Raw genomic sequence first — 18,999 nt, forward strand, 5'->3', positions numbered from 1 at the left:
GCAAGATGACGGAAATGCTTACGGATAAAAAAAACTGCGCAGGCTGCGGGGTCTCCATACAGACCGAGCATGCGGACCGCATCGGCTATGTGCCGGAGAAGGCCCTGGAAAGGGACCCGATCATATGTCAGCGATGCTTTCGCATCAAGAACTATAACGAGGCTTCCAGCGCAACCTTGAACCAGGACGATTTTCTTCGGCTCTTGAGCCATGTCGGATCGACGGAATCGCTCGTGGTCAATATCGTCGATATTTTCGACTTTGAAGGCAGCATGATCAGCGGACTTTCCCGTTTTGTCGGGAACAATCCGATTGTGCTTGTGGTGAATAAGATCGACCTGCTGCCGAAGGTGACGAATATGAACCGTCTTGTCAACTGGGTTCGTCGCCAAGCGAAGGAAGCGGGCTTGAAGGTTGTTGAGGTCGTGCTTTGCTCGGCCAAGAAGAATATGGGCTTCGAGCGGGTGCTGGAAGCGTTGGACGAATACCGGGACGGCAAAAATATTTATGTCGTCGGTGCCACCAATGTCGGCAAGTCCACGCTCATCAACCGTCTTATCCGGGATTACAGCGATCTGGAGGCCGAGCTGACCGTATCGCAATACCCGGGCACGACGCTGGATCTCGTCCGCATCCCGCTCGATGACGGAACGGAAATCATCGATACGCCGGGCATTGTCTACAAGCACCGTTTAACGGAGCTTGTCGATAAGAAGGATTTGCAAAAGCTGATGCCGGACAAGCCGGTTAAACCGCTCGTATATCAGTTGAACGCAAAACAGACGGTCTTCTTCGGAAGCTTGGTCCGTTTCGATTTTGTACAAGGAGAGCGTCAGTCGTTTACCTTCTACCTCTCGAACGCCATCGGAGCCCACCGGACGAAGCTGGAGCGGGCTGATGAGCTGTATGCGGAGCATAAGGGAACCCTCCTAACGCCGCCGAATGCCGCGGATCTCGAGGAGCTTCCGCCGCTGACCAAACATGCCATTCGCATTCCGAAGGGAACGCAGCAGGATATTTCGATTTCCGGCTTAGGCTGGGTGAAGGTTAACGGGGAGGCCGGAGCGGATCTTGTGATCCATGCACCTAAGGGAGTAAAGGTAGCGGTTAGAGAATCGCTGATTTAGCTTCAGGCTGTAACGGGGAGGATAAGCAATGAACCAGGGGAAAATCAACAGCTATACGACCATGTACGGTGTATTCGGCGATCCGATTCGGCACTCCAAGTCGCCCATCATGCTGAATCGTGCATTCGAGGCAGCGGGGCTCAATGCGGCATATGCTGCGTTTCATATATTGCCCGGGACGCTCAAGGATGCCGTAGCGGGCATTCGCGCTCTTCAGTTCCGCGGCGTCAACGTGACCATCCCGCACAAGGTGGAGGTCATGTCCTACTTGGATGAGATTGACGAAGGCGCAAGGATCATCGGAGCGGTGAACACGATTGTGAACGAGGGCGGGAAGCTGATCGGTTATAATACCGACGGGATCGGCTACGTCCGTTCGCTGAAGGAAGAGACAGGCATCGATTTGCAAGGCCGAACGGTGCTGATGCTCGGAGCGGGTGGCGCGGCAAGAGGTGTCGGCTATGCGCTCGCGAAGGAAGGCGTTTCGAAGCTGTATATTGCCAATCGGACGAAAGAAAAGGCGGTGGAGCTGGCTGCTTCGATGAGCTCCTTCTGCCAGACGATCGGTCTCGGCCTGAACGAAGTGGCCGGTGCCGCCGGAGAGGCTGCCTTGATTGTGAACAATACTTCTCTGGGCATGCATCCGAACGTCGATGAGGTTCCTATGGATACCTCGCTGATCAGTTCGGGTACGGTCGTAAGCGACCTCGTGTACAATCCGCTGACTACGCGCTTCCTTCGTGAAGCCGAGCGGCAGGGGGCGACCATACATAGCGGCTTGGGCATGTTTATATATCAGGGCGCCTATGCGTTCGAGTATTGGACGGGGCAGCCGGCTCCGATTGCGGCGATGAGGGAAGTCGTTGTACAATCGTTCACCGATTAAAAGGACAAATTACGAGAGAATAGAGGCAGGACAACATGTTAACAGGCAAGCAAAAGCGTTATCTTCGTTCGCAGGCGCATCATCTGAACCCGATTTTTCAGGTAGGCAAGGGCGGTGTGAACGATCATCTGATCCGTCATATCAACGAGGCTCTGGAGGTACGTGAGCTCATTAAAGTGACGATTCTGAACAATGTTATGGAGGACCGGGCTGAGGTAGCTCAGCAGCTAGCTGAAGGCGCCGAAGCGGAGCTCGTACAGCTGATCGGTAAAATTGTCGTGCTGTACAAAGAATCGAAGGAGCATAAGACAATCGAGCTTCCGGAGTAGTTCCGGATCGTACGGGAGCGGGGGAGAAGGATGAAGGTCGGCCTAATGGGAGGAACGTTTGACCCGATTCATAACGGTCATCTGATGGCGGCCCAAAGCGCGTTGGAGTCGGAAGGACTTCAGGAGGTATGGTTCATGCCCACGAATGTTCCTCCGCATAAACCCAGGACGCAGGGAGCTTCGGCCGAGCAGCGCTGGGAGATGGTCTGTCTCGCAGTCGAAGGCCAGCCGGGGTTCAAGCCGGTGGATGTTGAGCTTCGCAAGGGCGGCGTTTCCTACAGCATTGACACCGTAACCCAGCTTCGGTCGGAGTATCCCGAGCATCATTTTTATTACATCATCGGGGCGGACATGGTCGGTTATTTGCCGAAATGGTACAAGATCGAGGAGCTCGCCCGGCTCGTTACCTTCATTGGGCTGGAGCGCCCGGGCTACCGGGTGAATCCGTCTGAGCTGCCGGATGCCATTCGGAACGCTGTCGTTGCCGCAGTCATGCCGCAGATGGACATCTCCTCAACGGAGATTCGGAATCGCAGGCAGCAGGGCAAATCCATTCGTTACTGGGTGCCGGATCGGGTACAACAATATATCGAGGTGAACCGGTTGTATGAAGCGTGAGGAGCTTATCGAATCCGTCCGTTTCCAGATGCCGGCTAAGCGCTGGGAGCATACGCTCGGAGTGATGCAGACGGCCGTGAAGCTGGCCGGGCAGTATGGCGCAGACCCGGAGAAAGCGGAGCTTGCCTCCATTTTGCATGACGTATGTAAGTACTGGCCGGTGGAGGAGCAAGCGAAGACGCTTCGGGACGTCAGTGACCCCGGGGATTGGCTGGACTACGATAAAGAGCTTTGGCATGCGCCGGCAGGAGCCATCGTAGCCAAGGAGCGATATGGCGTCACGGATGAGGATGTGTTACATGCCATCCGATATCATACCTCCGGACGAATCGGCATGTCCCTGCTGGAGAAAATTGTGTGCCTTGCTGACTATATCGAGCCGGGCCGAGACTTTCCGGGTGTGAATAATATTCGTGAAATCGCCGAACATAGTGTAGAGAAGGCACTGGTTGCCGGCTTTGACGGCACCATCTCATTTTTGCTGGAAAAAGGAAAACGGATTTACCCGCTGACGGTGCTTGCACGTAACGGTTTGATTGAGGAGATCCAAGAAGCGGAGAAGCTATAGGACTCATAGGTGTGACATTTACATATTCATTTTTCTAGGAGGAAGCTTAATGACCATAACGCCAGAACAGTTGATGACACTCGCGGTCGACGCGGCGGAAGACAAGAAAGCGATGAATCTGGTAACCTTGAATTTGCGGGGTATCTCGCTCATTGCCGACTACTTCGTGATTTGTCACGGGAACTCGGAAACTCAGGTACAAGCGATCGCTACGGAAATCCGCAAAAAAGCCGAGGAGCAGGGGGTAAGAATCCGCGGCATGGAAGGGATGGATACGGCGCGCTGGGTGCTGCTCGATATGGGCGATGTCGTCGTTCATGTATTCCATAGGGACGATCGGGAGTATTACAACATCGAAAGGCTATGGTCCGACGCGAAAGTGGTAGAGCGGGTATGAGACTGGAGGCAGGTACCTTTGTCAAGCTGGAAATAGCCCGAGAGGTGTCACCCCACGGTTATTTCCTGTCGACGGGAGATCATGACGTGCTTCTGCATTATAGCGAGACGGTGGGAGAGGTACAGGTCGGCGATCAGGTTGAAGTGTTCCTGTTCTACGATACGGAGGATCGGCTTGCCGCCACGATGAAAAAGCCTCTCGTCACCCTGGGTGAAGTAGCGCTGCTTGAAGTCGTCGATCTGCATCCGCGCTTCGGCTGTTTCCTGGAAATGGGGCTTGGCCGCAACCTGCTGCTTCCGTTCAAGGAGCTCCCTGAGCTTCATGAGCTGAGACCTCAGGTCGGCGACAAGGTGTTTATCAAGCTGGCACATGACCGGCAAGGCCGGCTCGTCGCCAAGGTGGCCGGGGAAGAGGAGCTTCGTCCGCTTTGCTTTCCGGCTCCGGCGAGCTGGCGAAACAAGTGGGTCGATGCCCGTGTTTATAAGCCATTGCAGATGGGCACCTTCGTGGTATGCGACGGAGGCGTTGTTGGCTTCGGCGTCATCGGCATGATTCATGCTTCGGAGCGCACACAGCTGCTAAGGCTGGGCGAAGCCGTGAAGGTACGGGTTTCCTTCGTGCGGGAGGACGGCAACGTGAATTTGACGATGCGTCAAGCGAAGGAGCATGGCAGAGGGGACGATGCCGACAAGCTTCTGGCCTTTCTGCGGGAGCGTCCGAACGGAGCGATGCCGTACTCGGACGAAACGCCCGCGGATTTGATCAGCCAGCGCTTCGGCATCAGCAAATCCGCCTTCAAACGGGCCATGGGTAAGCTGATTAAGGAAGGTCTGGTGTATCAGGAAGGCAGCTGGACTTATTTGAAGCAGGACAAGGAACAACCGGTTTCCGAGTAGCACGGGAGCCGGTTGCTTTTTGTATCAAAGGAGGAACGGATGCTCATGGCTTATGAACAATTTGCTCACATATACGATCGTTTAATGGAGGATATGCCCTACGAGGAATGGCTGGCCTTTGCTAGGCAGTGCTGGCAGAAGCATGGGATGCCTCGGACGGTAGCGGATTTGGGCTGCGGCACGGGGACGATTTCCATTCCGCTCGCGGAGCAGGGCTTAGAAGTGTTCGGCATTGACCTGTCGGAGGACATGCTGTCGATTGCGCAGCAGAAGGCGGAGGATGGGAAGCGGAAGTTTCCTGCGGGCGGTTCGGTTACCTGGCTGCAGCAGGACCTAAGGGATTGGGAGCTGGGAAGACCGGTCGACGCTGTGATTTCGTTCTGTGACTGTCTGAACTATGTGACGGAAGAAGAGGAGCTGGTAAAGTCCTTTAAGCAAGCTTATGCAGGTTTGCGCGATGGCGGAGTATTCTGCTTCGACATGCATACCCGGCACCAGCTGCAATCTTATGCGGAAGGCCAGCCCTACTTCCTGAACGACGATGATGTGGCTTACATTTGGACATGCGATTTCGATCCTGGTAAATGTGAGATCGAGCATGAGCTGACGATCTTTGTCCGGGAAGAGAGCTCTCTCGAATACGGCTCGGACGATGCGGTCACACCAAGGTTTCATCGGGTGGAGGAGCTTCATGTGCAGCGGGCGTACGATCTCGGATGGGTGAAAGAGCGGCTGCGCGAGGCCGGCTTCCGCGAGGTGGAATGTTACGGAGACTTTACGTGGTCTAAAGCGACGGAGCATACGCAGCGGGCGTTTTTTGTTGCGGTAAAATAAAGCGAATGACGGCCAGGACGGCATGGCTCCGTCTTATCCGCCTAAAGTATCCTTTACGAGGAAAGCCGTATCAGCAAATGGACGATGCAGAGGATGATGCCCCATAGAGGAAGCGATAAGGCGATTCCGTTGATGATCCCGTTCATTCGGTCTGGCTCCTTGTGTGAAAGTATTATGCTAGCAGTATGACCAAACAAGGGCATGGCTAAACTAGGAAAACAAGTACGGCTCTCTGCAGGATACACTTGACACTGCGGGAGGATTTTACATATAATCTAATAAAGTTACACATGATGAAGCTGTGATAAGAAATAGTAGCGCTGTCCGCTATGCTTCAGAGAGCCGGTGCAAGGGTGCAAGCCGGTCATAGCGAGGTGTGAACTCATCTTGGAGCCAGAAGGTGAAGCTGCTGGATGTCAGCTAGCCCGATCGTAAGCCCTGCGTTAAGGGGTCAGAGTGAGCAGTGGCAAAGCATGCCCGCTGCTAACTAGGGTGGTACCACGGGAGATCCAGTCTCTCGTCCCTAGCGGTGAGCTAGAGGATGAGGGGCTTTTTTTGTTGAGCAGATAGAGGAGGATGAAACGTATGACACAAGAAACGAAGGAACAGCAAGGGTATAACCCCTTGGTTATTGAACCGAAATGGCAGCAATACTGGGATGCGAACAAAACCTTCAAGGTGCTGGACGACGACTCCAAGCCGAAATTTTATGCGCTGGATATGTTCCCCTATCCATCCGGAGCGGGGCTGCACGTCGGGCACCCGGAGGGCTATACGGCAACGGACATCGTATCCCGCTACAAGCGTATGCGCGGCTACAACGTATTGCATCCGATGGGCTGGGATGCGTTCGGTCTTCCGGCAGAGCAGCACGCATTGGATACGGGTCAGCATCCGCGGGATATTACCTTCAAGAACATTGATAACTTCCGCCGCCAGATCAAATCGCTGGGCTTCTCTTATGATTGGGACCGCGAGTTCAGTACGACCGATCCGGATTATTATAAGTGGACGCAGTGGATTTTCATCCAACTGTACAAGAAGGGCCTTGCTTATGTAGACGAGGTGCCGGTAAACTGGTGTCCTGCGCTCGGAACGGTGCTGGCCAACGAAGAAGTCATTGACGGCTTAAGCGAACGCGGCAACCATCCGGTCATTCGCAAGCCGATGCGTCAATGGGTGCTCAAGATTACTGAGTATGCCGAGCGCCTGCTTGAGGATCTCGAGGAGCTGGATTGGTCCGAGAGCATTAAGGATATGCAGCGCAACTGGATCGGGAAATCGAAGGGCGCCGAGGTGGTGTTTGCTATTGAAGGCTTTGAGTCAGACAGCCTCAAGGTATTTACTACCCGTCCGGACACGCTGTTCGGTGCGACCTATTGCGTACTTGCTCCGGAGCACGAATTGGTGGAGCGCATCACGTCTGCCGGGCAGTCGGCTGCCGTGAAGGAATATCAGGAGCGCGCGGCGCGCAAGAGCGACTTGGAGCGGACGGATCTGGCCAAGGAAAAAACGGGAGTATTCACCGGCGCTTATGCCATCAACCCGGTGAGCGGTGCCAAGGTACCGATCTGGATTGCCGATTATGTGCTGGCAGGATACGGCACCGGAGCCATTATGGCCGTACCGGGACATGACCAGCGCGACTGGGAGTTTGCGAAGCAGTATGATTTGCCGATCGTAGAGGTTGTGAAGGGCGGAGATGTGAGCAAGGAAGCCTATGCAGGCGACGGCGAGCATGTGAACTCCGACTTCCTGAACGGACTGACCAATGAACAGGCGATCAGCCGGATGATCGAGTGGCTGGAAGCGAACGGCAAAGGCCAAGGCAAGGTCACCTACCGTCTGCGTGATTGGCTGTTCAGCCGTCAGCGCTACTGGGGCGAGCCGATTCCAATCCTTCACCTGGAGGACGGAACGATGAAGACGGTGCCGGAGGATCAGCTTCCGCTGCTGCTGCCGGATGTGGATGAAATCAAGCCGTCCGGTACGGGAGAATCGCCGCTGGCGAATGTGACGGATTGGGTGAACACCGTTGACCCGGAAACCGGCATGAAGGCGCGCCGTGAGACGAACACGATGCCGCAATGGGCAGGCAGCTGCTGGTATTACTTGCGCTTCATCGACCCGAAGAACGACAAGGAGATCTGCTCTCCGGAGCTTCAGAAGAAATGGCTGCCGGTTGACCTGTACATCGGCGGAGCCGAGCACGCGGTGCTTCACTTGCTGTATGCGCGCTTCTGGCATAAGGTGCTTTACGACCTCGGCGTCGTTGCTACGAAGGAGCCTTTCTATAAGCTCGTGAATCAAGGGATGATTCTGGGCGAGAACATGGAGAAGATGAGTAAGTCCCGCGGCAACGTCATCAATCCGGATGAGATTGTGAACAGCTACGGTGCCGACACGCTTCGTCTGTACGAAATGTTCATGGGACCTCTGGAGGCGACTAAGCCTTGGAATACGAACGGCGTGGACGGCGCGCACCGCTTCTTAAGCCGGATCTGGCGCTTGTTTGTGAGCGAGGACGGCAGCTTGAACTCCCGAATTAGCAGCGAGGAGGAGCTTGGCAGCGAGGCGTTTAAGCGCGTGTGGCACCGTACGATCAAGAAGGTGACGGAGGATTACGATGCACTGCGCTTCAACACGGCGATCAGCCAGTTGATGATTTTCGTTAACGAAGCGTACAAGACGGATCGCCTGCCGAAGGCGGCAATGGAGCAGTTCGCTCAAATGCTGTCCCCGATTGCGCCGCATTTGGCGGAAGAGCTGTGGAGCAGATTGGGACATCAGGGCACGATCACCTATGCGGCATGGCCGGCATATGATGAGGCTTGGACGGTAGACAACGAGGTAGAGATTGTCGTTCAAGTGAACGGGAAAATTGTAGAACGTCTGACGATTGCCGCAGATGCGAATGAGGCAGCTATGCAGGAGCTGGCGATGGGGCTGGATAAGGTGAAGGAAGCGATGTCCGGCAAAGCCGTTCGCAAAGTGATCGCAGTCAAAGGCAAGCTGGTTAACATTGTTGTCGGATAAATAAAAATATCGCGGGCTTGTCCGAAATTTTCTTAAGTGTTGTCCATCTGCGTATCAGTGGGAGATGTCTTCAGCAATTTTGCTTACCGTCAAACCATGGAATGGATTTCAATGACGGCAAACAAGATGCACGAGGTTAGCTGAAGATATTCACCCACGGAGATACTAAGATGGTCATCCACTTTCAGAGAATTTGAGGAGCAACCACGCGATCATACAGGAAAAGCGTGAAAGCATCACGCCATTAATCGACTTTGGTGCCGAATAGCTTGGCTTCCACCTTTTCCACATCTTCATCATACTTAGCATGAGTTGTGCGGATTAAGTCGTAAAAGACGCCGCCCAGCTCTTTTTCCATTATACGGAGTCCTTCGGCGGTAATACCTCCGGGAACGGTGACGCGCTGCTTCAGCGAGGCTGGGGTGAAGCCGCCCGTCGTCAGAAGCTTGCCGGTGCCGAGTGTCATCTCGCTGGCCAGCATGGTGGCCTCCTCCTGAGAAATTCCGGTAAAACTGACGGCCGCTTCAATGTACTTTTCCACAAAGTAAGCCAGGAAGGCCGGACCGCAGCTGGACAAATCCGAGGAAATGCGAGTGTACTTTTCCGATACGCGGATAGGTGCGCTAATGTGGGACAGCAAATTTTCGAGCAGCAGCTGATCCTCCGGCTCGATACGGTCTCCATAAATGCAAAGCGTCGCTCCGCTAAGAACATAGTTGGTGATGCTGGGAATGACCTTGGCGATTTTGGCCGGCAGAAGCTCTTCCAAATGTCGAATGAGGACAGGGCTCGTGATGGACACGAACAGCTGATTCGGTTCCGTGATACCGGCGATATCGTCAATGACCGACTTGAACTCGCCCGGCTTCACACATAAGAACACTACGCTGCAGGCTTGAACCAGTTCCTTATTGGATCGGGCTACGCTAAGGCCCGGATACATTTCCGCCAATCGCTCGACCTTGCTCATGGTGCGGTTGGTGGCCACCATGTTCTCCGGGCTTAAGGCTCCGGATTGAATGAACGCCTCGATAAGAATACTGCCCATGCTGCCTGTTCCAATGAATCCTACTCTCATGACCATCCCTCCAGAATAGAATGCAGCCTCTCTCATGTATATGTGGATAAGTAAAGCGTTATAACCAGCTGTCAATTTTTTGTCTGTCTTTTTGAAGGAGGAATCGAGAATTGCGTTATACCGGACTGATCCTGACCGGCACATTGCTGCTGGGGGGCGGCGCTTTATTTTACACAACGATGTCGGCACAACAGCAGGCCATAAACGGCTGGAAGCCGGTGAATGAAGAGATGCGGATGCTTCTGAATCGGGAGGAAAGCCGTCGAGAGCCGACAAAGGAGAATTCGGCACCTAAACCGGCCTCGCCTCCAACCGAAGCTAAGCCGCCCGCTAAGGGTGCGGAACCGCAGAAAGTCAACCTGAACACGGCAACGGCGGAGCAGTTGGAGGCGCTGCCCGGTATCGGAGCCAGCAGGGCTCGTGCGATTCTAGAGCTGAGGACAAGCCTCGGAGGGAAGTTTACTTCCGTCGAGCAGCTCCTGGACGTCAAGGGGATCGGAGAGAAGATGCTGGACAAAATGAGGCCGCAGCTTGTACTTGAATAAGAGGGTCTTTGCCAGTGATGAAAAAAATGGCTTCCGTTTCTTGACATCATGTGAGAAAATACGAGTAATTACTACAAAAGACGCAAAGCAGGAGGTCAGCATGGCAGAGCAGCAGGAGAAGTCGACGACGCCCCGCAAGGATTGGGACACTTATTTTATGGACATGGCTTACATGGCCTCTACGCGTTCCCAATGCAGTCGACGTCATGTAGGCGCCGTTCTTGTGCAAGGCAAAAAGCTGCTGGGCGCAGCCTACAACGGCGCTCCGATGGGAGTTCAGGATTGCTCGGAGGCCGGCTGTATGCTGGTGGAGGAGTATGAGCTCGTAAAGGAAGAGGGACAGGAGCAGGTCATCAAGAAGCAGCGCTGTATTCGCACAATCCATGCGGAGCAAAATTTGCTTCTGTTTACGGATCGGAAGGACAGGGAGGGATCGGTCGTGTATGTTACGGACCAGCCCTGCTGGACATGTGCCAATATGCTGGCGAACAGCGGAATCATTGAAATCGTATTTCACAGGCCTTACCCAAAAGACAGCGACAAGGTAAGGCTGCTCATGGAGCAAAAAGGCGTGCGATTCCGCGCGTTGGAAGAATATGAGCCTCCCGCAGGAGCTATGTCGGAAGTTCAACATTAATAGGCTGGCAAGAGGAAGAACCTCTGCATAACGGTGTAAGCAGCCGTGTGCAGAGGTTCTTTGCATTGCGGCGGAAAGGGGGATGCAATGAAGCAGCGGCCGCTAGTATGGTATGCCTTATGCTGGATTGCCGGCTATGCGCTGGGTTACGTATTTCAGCCGGCATGGCTCGGATGGGAGGTGTCATTGACCGGAGCGGCGCTAATCTGCGGCCTGGCGGTATGGAATCCGCCCTTCGGCGGATGGCTGCTGCGGGGCACGCTTGTCGCAGCTGTTGCTGCGGGAGTATATGCTGCCTACGACCGCAGCAATCAATCGGTGATACCCGAGGCATGGGAAGAGTCGGAGCGGCAATTTAAGGTGCGCATTGTGTCGCCGGTACAGGTAGACGGGGATCGCGCGAGCTTTCAAGCAAAGCTGCTGGACAAAGAGGGTGAGTCGCTCCAGGTTAACATCCGGCTGCTGAAGCTGGAGGAGAAGGAGATCGCCCTTGGCTGGAAGCGCGGCGATGTGGCCGAGCTGGCCGGAACGCTTCGCAAGCCGGGGGAGGCAAGAAATTTCGGAGGCTTCGATTATCGGCGGTATTTGCGTTTACAGAAGGTGCATTGGCAGCTTACGGTCAAGGGGCTGGCCGCTCAACAGGTGTTACCTCCGGCTGCAGATGACTGGGGCTGGTGGCTCCCCCTTCGCTGGAATGATGCGGTCAGAAGCAAGCTGGCCGATAAGGTGGACCAGCTGTTCCCTGAGGAGCAGGCCGGGTTTATGAAGGGCATGCTGGTCGGTCTTACCGACGATCTGGATCCGCAGCAATTCGAACGCTTCTCCAAGCTTGGGCTCACACACATTATTGCGATTTCCGGCTTGAATGTAGCGATCTTCCTGGCTTGCCTGCTTTGGATCATGCGCCGTTTCGGGATGACTAAGGAGACGTATTTACTCACCTCCATAGCGCTTATGCCATTCTACGTCCTTATTACGGGAGCCTCTCCCTCGATCGTCCGTGCGGGGCTGATGGCGATGGTCGCTTTATACGCCGCGTACCGAAACCGGTTGAAGGACGGCCTCCACATTACGCTGCTGGCTGCGGTGGCCATGCTTCTATGGGAGCCTTACTATCTCATGGATGTCAGCTTTCAGCTATCCTTTCTCGTGACGATCGGCTTAATCCTGGGAGTGCCATATATGAATCGGCTGCTGCCCATCCAGAAGTCTTCCTTAAAAGATGCGGTTTCGATAACCGTGACGGCTCAGCTGATCTCTTTTCCCATCTCGATTTATTATTTCAGCCAATTTTCACTGCTGTCGCTGGCGGCCAATCTTGTTCTTGTCCCGGTATTCAGCATGCTGATTATGCCGGGGGGAACGGCAGCGCTGCTGCTCGGACTTGTTTGGCCCGCAGCGGGAAAGCTTTTAGCCTGGCTAATTATTCAAGTCAATCATTATTTGTTCGTTGCCATCGAGTGGCTGGCCGGCTGGGATCTATTCCAGACCATTTGGCCGAAGCCTTCCCCTCTATGGATTGTGCTGTACTATTTGCTCCTGACGCTCAGTGCTATCGGCGCCGTAGAGTGGCTGGAGCAAACCCGTGAGGGTGAAACGCCGCAGCCTAAGCTGCAAACGGCCAAGGAGATGCCTGCATTTTTCAATTGGAGGCCCGTGCACTTATGTATGATCTCCTTTCTTTGCTTTTCATCGCTGCTCTTTTACGGATACGGCTACCCTCGTTGGACGGGTTCAGGTCTGGTGCAATTTCTGGATGTAGGGCAAGGAGACAGCATTATGATTCAAACTCCGGTGAGCCGGATGACCCTGCTTGTTGATGGAGGAGGAACCTTGAGCTTCCGCAAAGCCGGAGAGGAGTGGAAGGAAAGGAAGGATCCGTACGAGGTCGGCCGCAAGCTGCTCGTCCCGCTGCTGAAGCAGCGCGGCGTGCAGCGAATCGATTACTTGATCATGACTCATCAGGATATGGATCACGTCGGAGGACTGCAGGCGGTTCTAGAGCATATTCCGGTCAGCCGCCTAGTATTTAACGGAACCTTAAAACCGACGGATGCGGTGGAAAAGCTGTTCGAAACGGCGCTGGCTAAAGGAACGCAGCTGATCTCGGCGCAAGCCGGGGACCGATTGGAGGCGGATGAGCTGACGAAGCTGATGTTCCTTCATCCCTTTGGGACGGAGGCGGGCGAATCGGAAGCCATACGTATCGAAAAGGAACAAAATGAAAGCTCCTTGGTGTTTCTAATGGAAATGGGCCGAACGCGATGGCTGTTTACAGGCGATATGGATGCTGCTGCGGAGAAACAGGTCCTTGAGCGCTGGTCCGGGATCAGCAGCATCTTGACGGAAAATTTGGATGTACTGAAGGTAGCTCATCACGGGAGCAAAAGCTCTACTTCGGACGAGTGGCTGAAGATGTTACAGCCGCGTAACGCTGTGATTTCCGCAGGCGTTAATAACCTCTACGGACATCCTAATCCTCTTGTCGTGGAGAGGCTGGCGACCTCCGGGGCAAGTCTCTTCCGTACGGATCAGCAGGGGGAAATTCAGATGAGAGTCAGCGAAGGCAAAATCGAAGTCCGTACGAAGCTGGCGGGTGCTCCTTAACGTGAATTTCGTTTATAATGGTAGGTAATCACATTATGATATGCCGGAAGGAACGTGTACGATATGTCTTCAAAAACGAATGCCTGCCGCATGCTGGACGCAGCGGGAATTCATTATACGCTACATGAGTATGAATGGGATGAGGAGCAGCTGGATGCATTATCTGTTGCAAGCAAGGTAGGCATTAATAGCAGCCAAATTTTCAAGACATTGGTTTTACGAGGGGATAAAACTGGCATCCTGGTAGCCTGTCTTCCGGGAGACCGGGAGCTGAATGCGAGAAGATTGGCCTCTTTGTCGGGGAATAAGAAAGTGGAGATGGTTCAGGTGAAGGAGCTGCAGCAGCTTACCGGATATATTCGCGGGGGCGTATCGCCCTTGGGAATGAAGAAAAAGTATCCGTTGTATCTTGATGACACGGCGATTTCCTTGAATCCGGTTAGCATTAGCGCAGGACGCCGAGGACTGCAAATTTTTATGTCCGGTGCGGATTTGGCCAAGGCGGCGGAAGCTCATGTAGCTGAGCTTTCGTAATTCGCAATACAATAAATGTTCGCTTTTTCGCGAATATTCACTTAGTGCGAGTAGGATAGATAAATAATCATCCCCAAAATCCGAATAATATAAGCTATACACATTGACATCGAACCGAAATCCGTCTATTATACGAAAGGGGAAAACATGATAATCCAAATTCAAACTTTCGTATAACCTTACAATCGGGTAAGGGTATCTACAAGGAACCGTAATTCCTGGCTACGAAAGCGGCACCTCGTGTCCGCTGGAGCCGGGATTTTTTGTTTTTCACCTAAGAATATTGCGGAGGCGGAATATGGAACGATTTTTCAAGCTGCAGCAGCACGGAACTACGGTAAAAACGGAGCTTATCGCAGGCATCACCACTTTCTTAACCATGGTTTATATCATTATCGTAAATCCGGCCATTCTCTCCTCAGCCGGCGTTCCTTTCGAGCAGGTTTTCATGGCTACGATCATTTCGGCTGTCATAGGCACCCTGATCATGGGTCTGCTGGCCAAATACCCGATTGCCATTGCGCCAGGGATGGGGATGAACGCTTATTTTGCCAGTGTGGTGGGCTCGCAGGGGCTCAGCTATCAAGTTGTTTTCGGCACGGTATTCCTTGCCGGTATTATATTTGTACTCTTAAGTCTGAGCTCCTTCCGGGCCGCACTTCTGAGAGCCATCCCCAATTCGCTGAAGTACGGGATTACTTCCGGGATCGGATTGTTCATTGCCTTTATCGGGCTGAAAATGTCCGGCATCGTCGTTCCCAGCGAAGCGACGATGGTCGCATTCGGAGATCTGCATAAGCCTGCCACGGTGCTCACCTTAATCGGCTTGTTTCTAACCTTAGTGCTGATGGCCAAGCGAGTTAGCGGAGCACTCTTTATTGGGATGGTCGTCACCGCCATCGTCGGATATTTCATGAATCTGCTGAATTTCGAAGGCGTCGTTTCCATGCCGCCGGCTCCGGTGCTGTTCGATATGGACCTTGGCGGTGTGTTCAGCCATAGTCTGTACACGGTTGTTTTTGCCTTTTTGCTGGTGACGATATTCGATACGACGGGAACGATGATCGGCGTTGCAGAGCAGGCCGGATTAGCCAAGAACGGAGATTTCCCGCGAGTCCGCTCCGCATTGATGGCGGATGCAGCCGCAACGACGGTAGGGGCTGCGTTCGGGACAAGCCCATCCAGCGCTTACATCGAGTCGTCTGCCGGCGTAGCCGCAGGGGGAAGAACCGGCTTGACCGCTGTGGTGGTGGCGATGCTGTTTGCAATCTCTATGTTTTTCTCGCCGGCCATCTCCGCGATCTCCTCTCTTGCGGCCATCACGGCACCTACCTTGATCATTGTCGGTTGCTTCATGATGGAGGGGCTGGCACGCATTCAATGGAAGGAGTTTGACGAGGCGTTTCCCGCCTTCGCCATTCTGCTGACGATGCCGCTCACTTCCAGCATCGCTACAGGGATCGCCATCGGTTTTATTACCTATCCGCTGATGAAGCTCGTTAGCGGCAAAGGCAAAGAGGTTCATCCGATGCTTTATGCGTTCGGCATGATCTTTATTTTGCAAATGGCCTTTTTCCCGGCTCACTAAGGTGTCATCCCAATAACCATAGTCCCTGTCCGTCAAGAGGCGGATCGGGGCTTTTTTGGTGATGAGGAAGTTTTTCCCAATAATGGGTCCGTTTCCTCTTGTCTCTTATAGCCATCTCTGTTAAATTTATAAGTTGCGGGCTTCCGAGGATTGGGGGCCAGGCGGGTGGGCGAGGGTAACTTTTGAAAGAAAGGTGCACATGATGAGCACCAAATGGAAAGCTAGTATTTATGTGCTTTTAGGCGCTGCTTCGTATGGAATTTTATCCAGCATCGTGAAGCTGGGATATGCTGCCGGATTCTCCGCGTCGGAGGTTACGGGCAGTCAAGTAATGTTCGGGGCCGCGATGCTTTGGATCCTTTGCTATACAACGGGATCTTTTCGCAAGGTAACCAAGAGCTCGATTCTGAAGCTGCTGGCTGGGGGCTCCTTCACCGGAATGACCGGTGTGTTCTATTATTATTCCTTGCAAATGCTGGATGCATCGATCGCCGTTCTATTGCTGTTTCAATTTACATGGATGGGCCTGCTGCTGGACTGGCTGCTTCAAGGCAAAAGGCCGGGCCGGAATCAAGGCTGGGCCGTGCTGCTGATCTTAGGCGGAACGCTGCTTGCAACCGGATTTTCGTATGAAAGCCTGGCTCAGCTTGATACCCTCGGGTTGATACTCGGCTTGCTGTCCGCGGCGAGCTATACGTTCTTTATTTATTTCAGCGGACGGCTGGAAACGGGGCTTCCCGCGCTGCAGCGAAGTGCCTGGATGATTACGGGTGCGTCTATTTTCGTTGCGGTCATCTATCCGCCTCAGTTTCTATGGAACGGTGCGCTTCAGGAAGGGCTGTGGTTATGGGGATTGCTGCTCAGCGTGTTCGGCATGGTGCTTCCTACTTTTCTGTATGCCAAAGGAGCGCCGAAGCTGGATACGGGACTATCCTCCGTACTCGGGGCGATTGAGCTTCCCGTCGTCATTCTGTGTTCCGCGCTTTTATTGGGAGAGTCGTCGGGGCTGCTGCAATGGATCGGTATTGCAACCATTTTGCTAGGTATTGCCGTATCGGAAATGAAGCCGTCTGAAAGCAGGCAGAGCCGTAAAAATCGTTAATTGTTGGCATTTCTATGAATAAATGCTATGTATGTACCTTGAGTACATATTTTGATATGCTAAAAAGAGCCTATGTCACTGCAACCTTTGTTCAGGACACTTCGTCTGTAAGGTTGCAAGAGAGGGGGATCCCAGTGGTAGCGCCAGAACTCATCAAGGCTGCCCAATCGGGCGATCGCGACGCTCTAATAACCCTACTGCGCGAAATCGAGACTCACGTTTATCGAACCGCTTATTACATTCTGGGCAATGAGCAGGATGCGATGGACGCCGCACAGGAAGCGTTAATCCGGATATATACGAAAATTAATTCCTATGAGGAAAAGGCTCAATTCAAAACGTGGGTGCAGCGGATCGTAACGAATTTGTGTATCGACAAGTTCCGGCGTTCCAAGCCCACGGTTTCGATCGATGAGCACGATATGAGCTTTACCGCGCACAAAACCGTTGAAGATGAAGTTATGTCCGCTTATATTGCCAAAGATATTCGAGAGGCGATAGACCAGCTTCCGGCGCATCACCGCTCGGTCGTCGTTCTTAGATATTTACAGGACTTCTCGTATAACGAGATCGCCGAATCGCTGGACTTGCCGATCAATACGGTCAAATCGTATTTATTCCGGGCCAGGCAGCAGCTGCAAACGATTCTGCGGGATTACAAAAAGACCGGTACGGACGTGTTTCAAGGATGACCGGATGCAGAGTGGATATGAGAATCGTTCAGAAAGGTAGTGTACGGGGATGATGTGTCAAGAGGTGATCGAACTCATGCAGAGATACCTCGATCAGGATCTCGATGAAACCGAATATCGCCGAATGCTCCTGCACGTTCAGGGGTGCGCGGCTTGTTCCGAGCTGTTTGAACGTTTAGTCAACCTTTCGCAGGAATTGGAAAGCTTGCCGAAGGTGACGCCGCCCGTCAGTCTTGTTGATTCGATCATGCCAAGACTTCAGCTGATTGATGCCGGTGAGGCGTCCGGAGCGGTCGAAGCCGCTGAACCTGCGAAGCGCCGGCACATACCGGCTTGGCGCCAGCGGATGCGCGAGTGGGTCTCGCTTCCCGTTGCCGGCGGCGTTGTCGCTGCAGGATTAGTGCTTGGATTTTTCGTATTCAGTCAGCAGCAATTGTCTTCTAACGATCAGAAGGCGGAAGTGCTGCTTTCCATCAGCGCCGGAAGTGCGGATAAAGCGGCATCTACGTCCAGTTCGGCCAAGCCGGAGGTTAACGGGGCTGCACCGCAAGCGTCGACGGTGGCCCCGATGGCTCAAGGGGCTGCCCCCGCAGCTGCGAACGATGTGAAGTCCGATGCTCCGCAATCCAAGCAGGTGCCGACGATGCAGGACGAAGCCCCGAAAGATAAGGCTCCGGCCGCACCGCCGCAGTCGGAGAAGATCAACCCTTCAAACGCTGCGCCCGCACCGACTCCTTCCCCGAAGCAGGAAGAACCTGAAGCCGCTGCGGACGCAAAAGCGACGGAAACGGCTCCTGGTGATTCGATGGCATTGAAGAAGCAAGTCGTTCCGCCTGACGGCAGTCAAGAGCCTGTTCAATCGCCGGCAGCAACAGCCGCTCCGGAGCCGGAGCGCACATTGATGGGCAAGATGGGATCTCCCGGTACGGAATCAGCCCCGGAAGGCAGTATGGGCAACTTCCGGCAAACTCCGGGTGAGCAGTATGGCATTGCGGCATTACCGCCGATGGCTTCCTTCGCACCTCCTTCCGTTCAGGATCAGAGCGGTATGAAGGAAAGTACGTCCGCCGGGAATGAATATACGGCTTCCCTCAATGCGGAGGGGCATGTCGTCATCCGTGACAATGCGCAGCAGAAGGCGGTCTTCACCTCCAGCTACCAGTGGAAGCCGGAGCAGGTCACCCTCATCGGATGGTCTCCCGAGCTTGTGTTTACTTATGAAGTAAAGGTGTCCGAGCAAACGAAGGAAACGTATGCCATTCGGGTAAAGGAGCTTAAGGAAGAGAAGCTGAAAGACCCCATAAAATGATGGAAGAAGCAGCACACATTGCTCTGCGGCTGCGTATAGTATACTAAGTTCATCGCACTCGATTCACGTCTTGTATGACCACTGGAACGGGAAGGTTTCTAGAGCCTGCCCTCCGGTGTTTATATAGATGGGGTTCGGGCAAAGGGATTACGCTCAAAGCCGCAGGGCTTTGACGTAATCCCTTTGTTGTTGGTATGATGGGGAATAGCGTAAATA

The 18,999-nt window shown here is 53.7% G+C and carries 18 protein-coding genes, 1 riboswitch and 1 other annotated feature; of the genes, 17 read left to right on the forward strand and 1 reads right to left on the reverse strand.

Going from position 1 to position 18,999, the window contains the following annotated elements:
* The first annotated feature begins 5 nt into the window (after nt 1–5).
* From yqeH to leuS, 9 genes are all read left to right on the forward strand, one after another.
* A complete protein-coding gene (yqeH, locus tag RAC89_RS20955; RefSeq protein ID WP_306615620.1) occupies nt 6–1,127 on the forward strand; it encodes a ribosome biogenesis GTPase YqeH in 1,122 nt (373 codons plus the stop codon).
* A 28-nt stretch (nt 1,128–1,155) separates the two neighbouring features.
* Nucleotides 1,156–2,013, forward strand: a complete 858-nt coding sequence (gene aroE, locus RAC89_RS20960) for a shikimate dehydrogenase (RefSeq protein WP_306615621.1) — start codon at nt 1,156–1,158, stop codon at nt 2,011–2,013.
* Nucleotides 2,014–2,048: 35 nt separating this feature from the next.
* Nucleotides 2,049–2,342 carry a ribosome assembly RNA-binding protein YhbY gene (yhbY, locus tag RAC89_RS20965; protein ID WP_284638643.1) on the forward strand — a complete coding sequence of 98 codons (294 nt, stop codon included), beginning with the start codon at nt 2,049–2,051 and terminating at the stop codon, nt 2,340–2,342.
* 30 nt (nt 2,343–2,372) lie between these two features.
* Complete coding sequence (locus RAC89_RS20970) at nt 2,373–2,960, forward strand: nicotinate-nucleotide adenylyltransferase (RefSeq protein ID WP_306615622.1); 588 nt, start codon at nt 2,373–2,375, stop codon at nt 2,958–2,960.
* Nucleotides 2,950–3,528 (forward strand): bis(5'-nucleosyl)-tetraphosphatase (symmetrical) YqeK, encoded by a 579-nt coding sequence (gene yqeK / locus RAC89_RS20975; protein WP_306615623.1) that lies wholly within the window; start codon nt 2,950–2,952, stop codon nt 3,526–3,528. The genes RAC89_RS20970 and yqeK overlap by 11 nt, the downstream gene beginning before the upstream one ends.
* Before the next feature lie 49 nt (nt 3,529–3,577).
* Complete coding sequence (rsfS, locus tag RAC89_RS20980) at nt 3,578–3,925, forward strand: ribosome silencing factor (protein ID WP_284638646.1); 348 nt, start codon at nt 3,578–3,580, stop codon at nt 3,923–3,925.
* A complete protein-coding gene (locus tag RAC89_RS20985) occupies nt 3,922–4,821 on the forward strand; it encodes a CvfB family protein (RefSeq protein WP_306615624.1) in 900 nt (299 codons plus the stop codon). Before rsfS ends, RAC89_RS20985 begins: the two co-directional genes overlap by 4 nt.
* 12 nt (nt 4,822–4,833) lie before the next feature.
* Nucleotides 4,834–5,655 carry a class I SAM-dependent DNA methyltransferase gene (locus tag RAC89_RS20990; protein WP_306615625.1) on the forward strand — a complete coding sequence of 274 codons (822 nt, stop codon included), beginning with the start codon at nt 4,834–4,836 and terminating at the stop codon, nt 5,653–5,655.
* A 292-nt stretch (nt 5,656–5,947) separates the two neighbouring features.
* Nucleotides 5,948–6,183 (forward strand) — a binding site (T-box leader).
* Nucleotides 6,184–6,240: 57 nt separating this feature from the next.
* Nucleotides 6,241–8,691 carry a leucine--tRNA ligase gene (gene leuS, locus RAC89_RS20995; protein WP_306615626.1) on the forward strand — a complete coding sequence of 817 codons (2,451 nt, stop codon included), beginning with the start codon at nt 6,241–6,243 and terminating at the stop codon, nt 8,689–8,691.
* A 244-nt stretch (nt 8,692–8,935) separates the two neighbouring features.
* On the opposite strand, the gene comER is transcribed toward leuS, so the two are convergent.
* Nucleotides 8,936–9,769 (reverse strand): late competence protein ComER, encoded by an 834-nt coding sequence (gene comER / locus RAC89_RS21000; protein WP_284638650.1) that lies wholly within the window; start codon nt 9,767–9,769, stop codon nt 8,936–8,938.
* A gap of 110 nt (nt 9,770–9,879) precedes the next feature.
* Here comER and RAC89_RS21005 point away from each other — a divergent pair, with 110 nt between their 5' ends.
* The 8 genes from RAC89_RS21005 to RAC89_RS21040 all read left to right on the forward strand — a co-directional run bounded on the left by RAC89_RS21005 (nt 9,880) and on the right by RAC89_RS21040 (nt 18,783).
* Complete coding sequence (locus tag RAC89_RS21005) at nt 9,880–10,314, forward strand: ComEA family DNA-binding protein (protein WP_306615627.1); 435 nt, start codon at nt 9,880–9,882, stop codon at nt 10,312–10,314.
* Between the two features lie 100 nt (nt 10,315–10,414).
* Nucleotides 10,415–10,951, forward strand: a complete 537-nt coding sequence (locus RAC89_RS21010; protein ID WP_284638652.1) for a deoxycytidylate deaminase — start codon at nt 10,415–10,417, stop codon at nt 10,949–10,951.
* Between the two features lie 87 nt (nt 10,952–11,038).
* A complete protein-coding gene (locus RAC89_RS21015; RefSeq protein WP_306615628.1) occupies nt 11,039–13,558 on the forward strand; it encodes a DNA internalization-related competence protein ComEC/Rec2 in 2,520 nt (839 codons plus the stop codon).
* Between the two features lie 63 nt (nt 13,559–13,621).
* Complete coding sequence (gene ybaK / locus RAC89_RS21020) at nt 13,622–14,092, forward strand: Cys-tRNA(Pro) deacylase (RefSeq protein ID WP_306615629.1); 471 nt, start codon at nt 13,622–13,624, stop codon at nt 14,090–14,092.
* 149 nt (nt 14,093–14,241) lie between these two features.
* Nucleotides 14,242–14,337: riboswitch (purine riboswitch) on the forward strand.
* Nucleotides 14,338–14,390: 53 nt separating this feature from the next.
* The gene (locus RAC89_RS21025; RefSeq protein WP_306615630.1) at nt 14,391–15,680 is read left to right on the forward strand and encodes an NCS2 family permease; all 1,290 of its coding nucleotides are present in this window, start codon (nt 14,391–14,393) and stop codon (nt 15,678–15,680) included.
* A 199-nt stretch (nt 15,681–15,879) separates the two neighbouring features.
* Nucleotides 15,880–16,782: an EamA family transporter gene (locus RAC89_RS21030; protein ID WP_306615631.1), complete on the forward strand. Its 903-nt coding sequence runs from the start codon at nt 15,880–15,882 to the stop codon at nt 16,780–16,782.
* Nucleotides 16,783–16,916: 134 nt separating this feature from the next.
* Entirely contained in the window at nt 16,917–17,474 is a 558-nt protein-coding gene (locus RAC89_RS21035) for an RNA polymerase sigma factor (protein WP_284638657.1), read from the forward strand.
* Between the two features lie 52 nt (nt 17,475–17,526).
* Complete coding sequence (locus tag RAC89_RS21040; RefSeq protein ID WP_306616157.1) at nt 17,527–18,783, forward strand: anti-sigma factor family protein; 1,257 nt, start codon at nt 17,527–17,529, stop codon at nt 18,781–18,783.
* Nucleotides 18,784–18,999: the final 216 nt, after the last annotated feature.

Source organism: Paenibacillus sp. GD4 (genome assembly GCF_030846225.1).
GTDB lineage: Bacteria > Bacillota > Bacilli > Paenibacillales > NBRC-103111 > Paenibacillus_G > Paenibacillus_G silviterrae.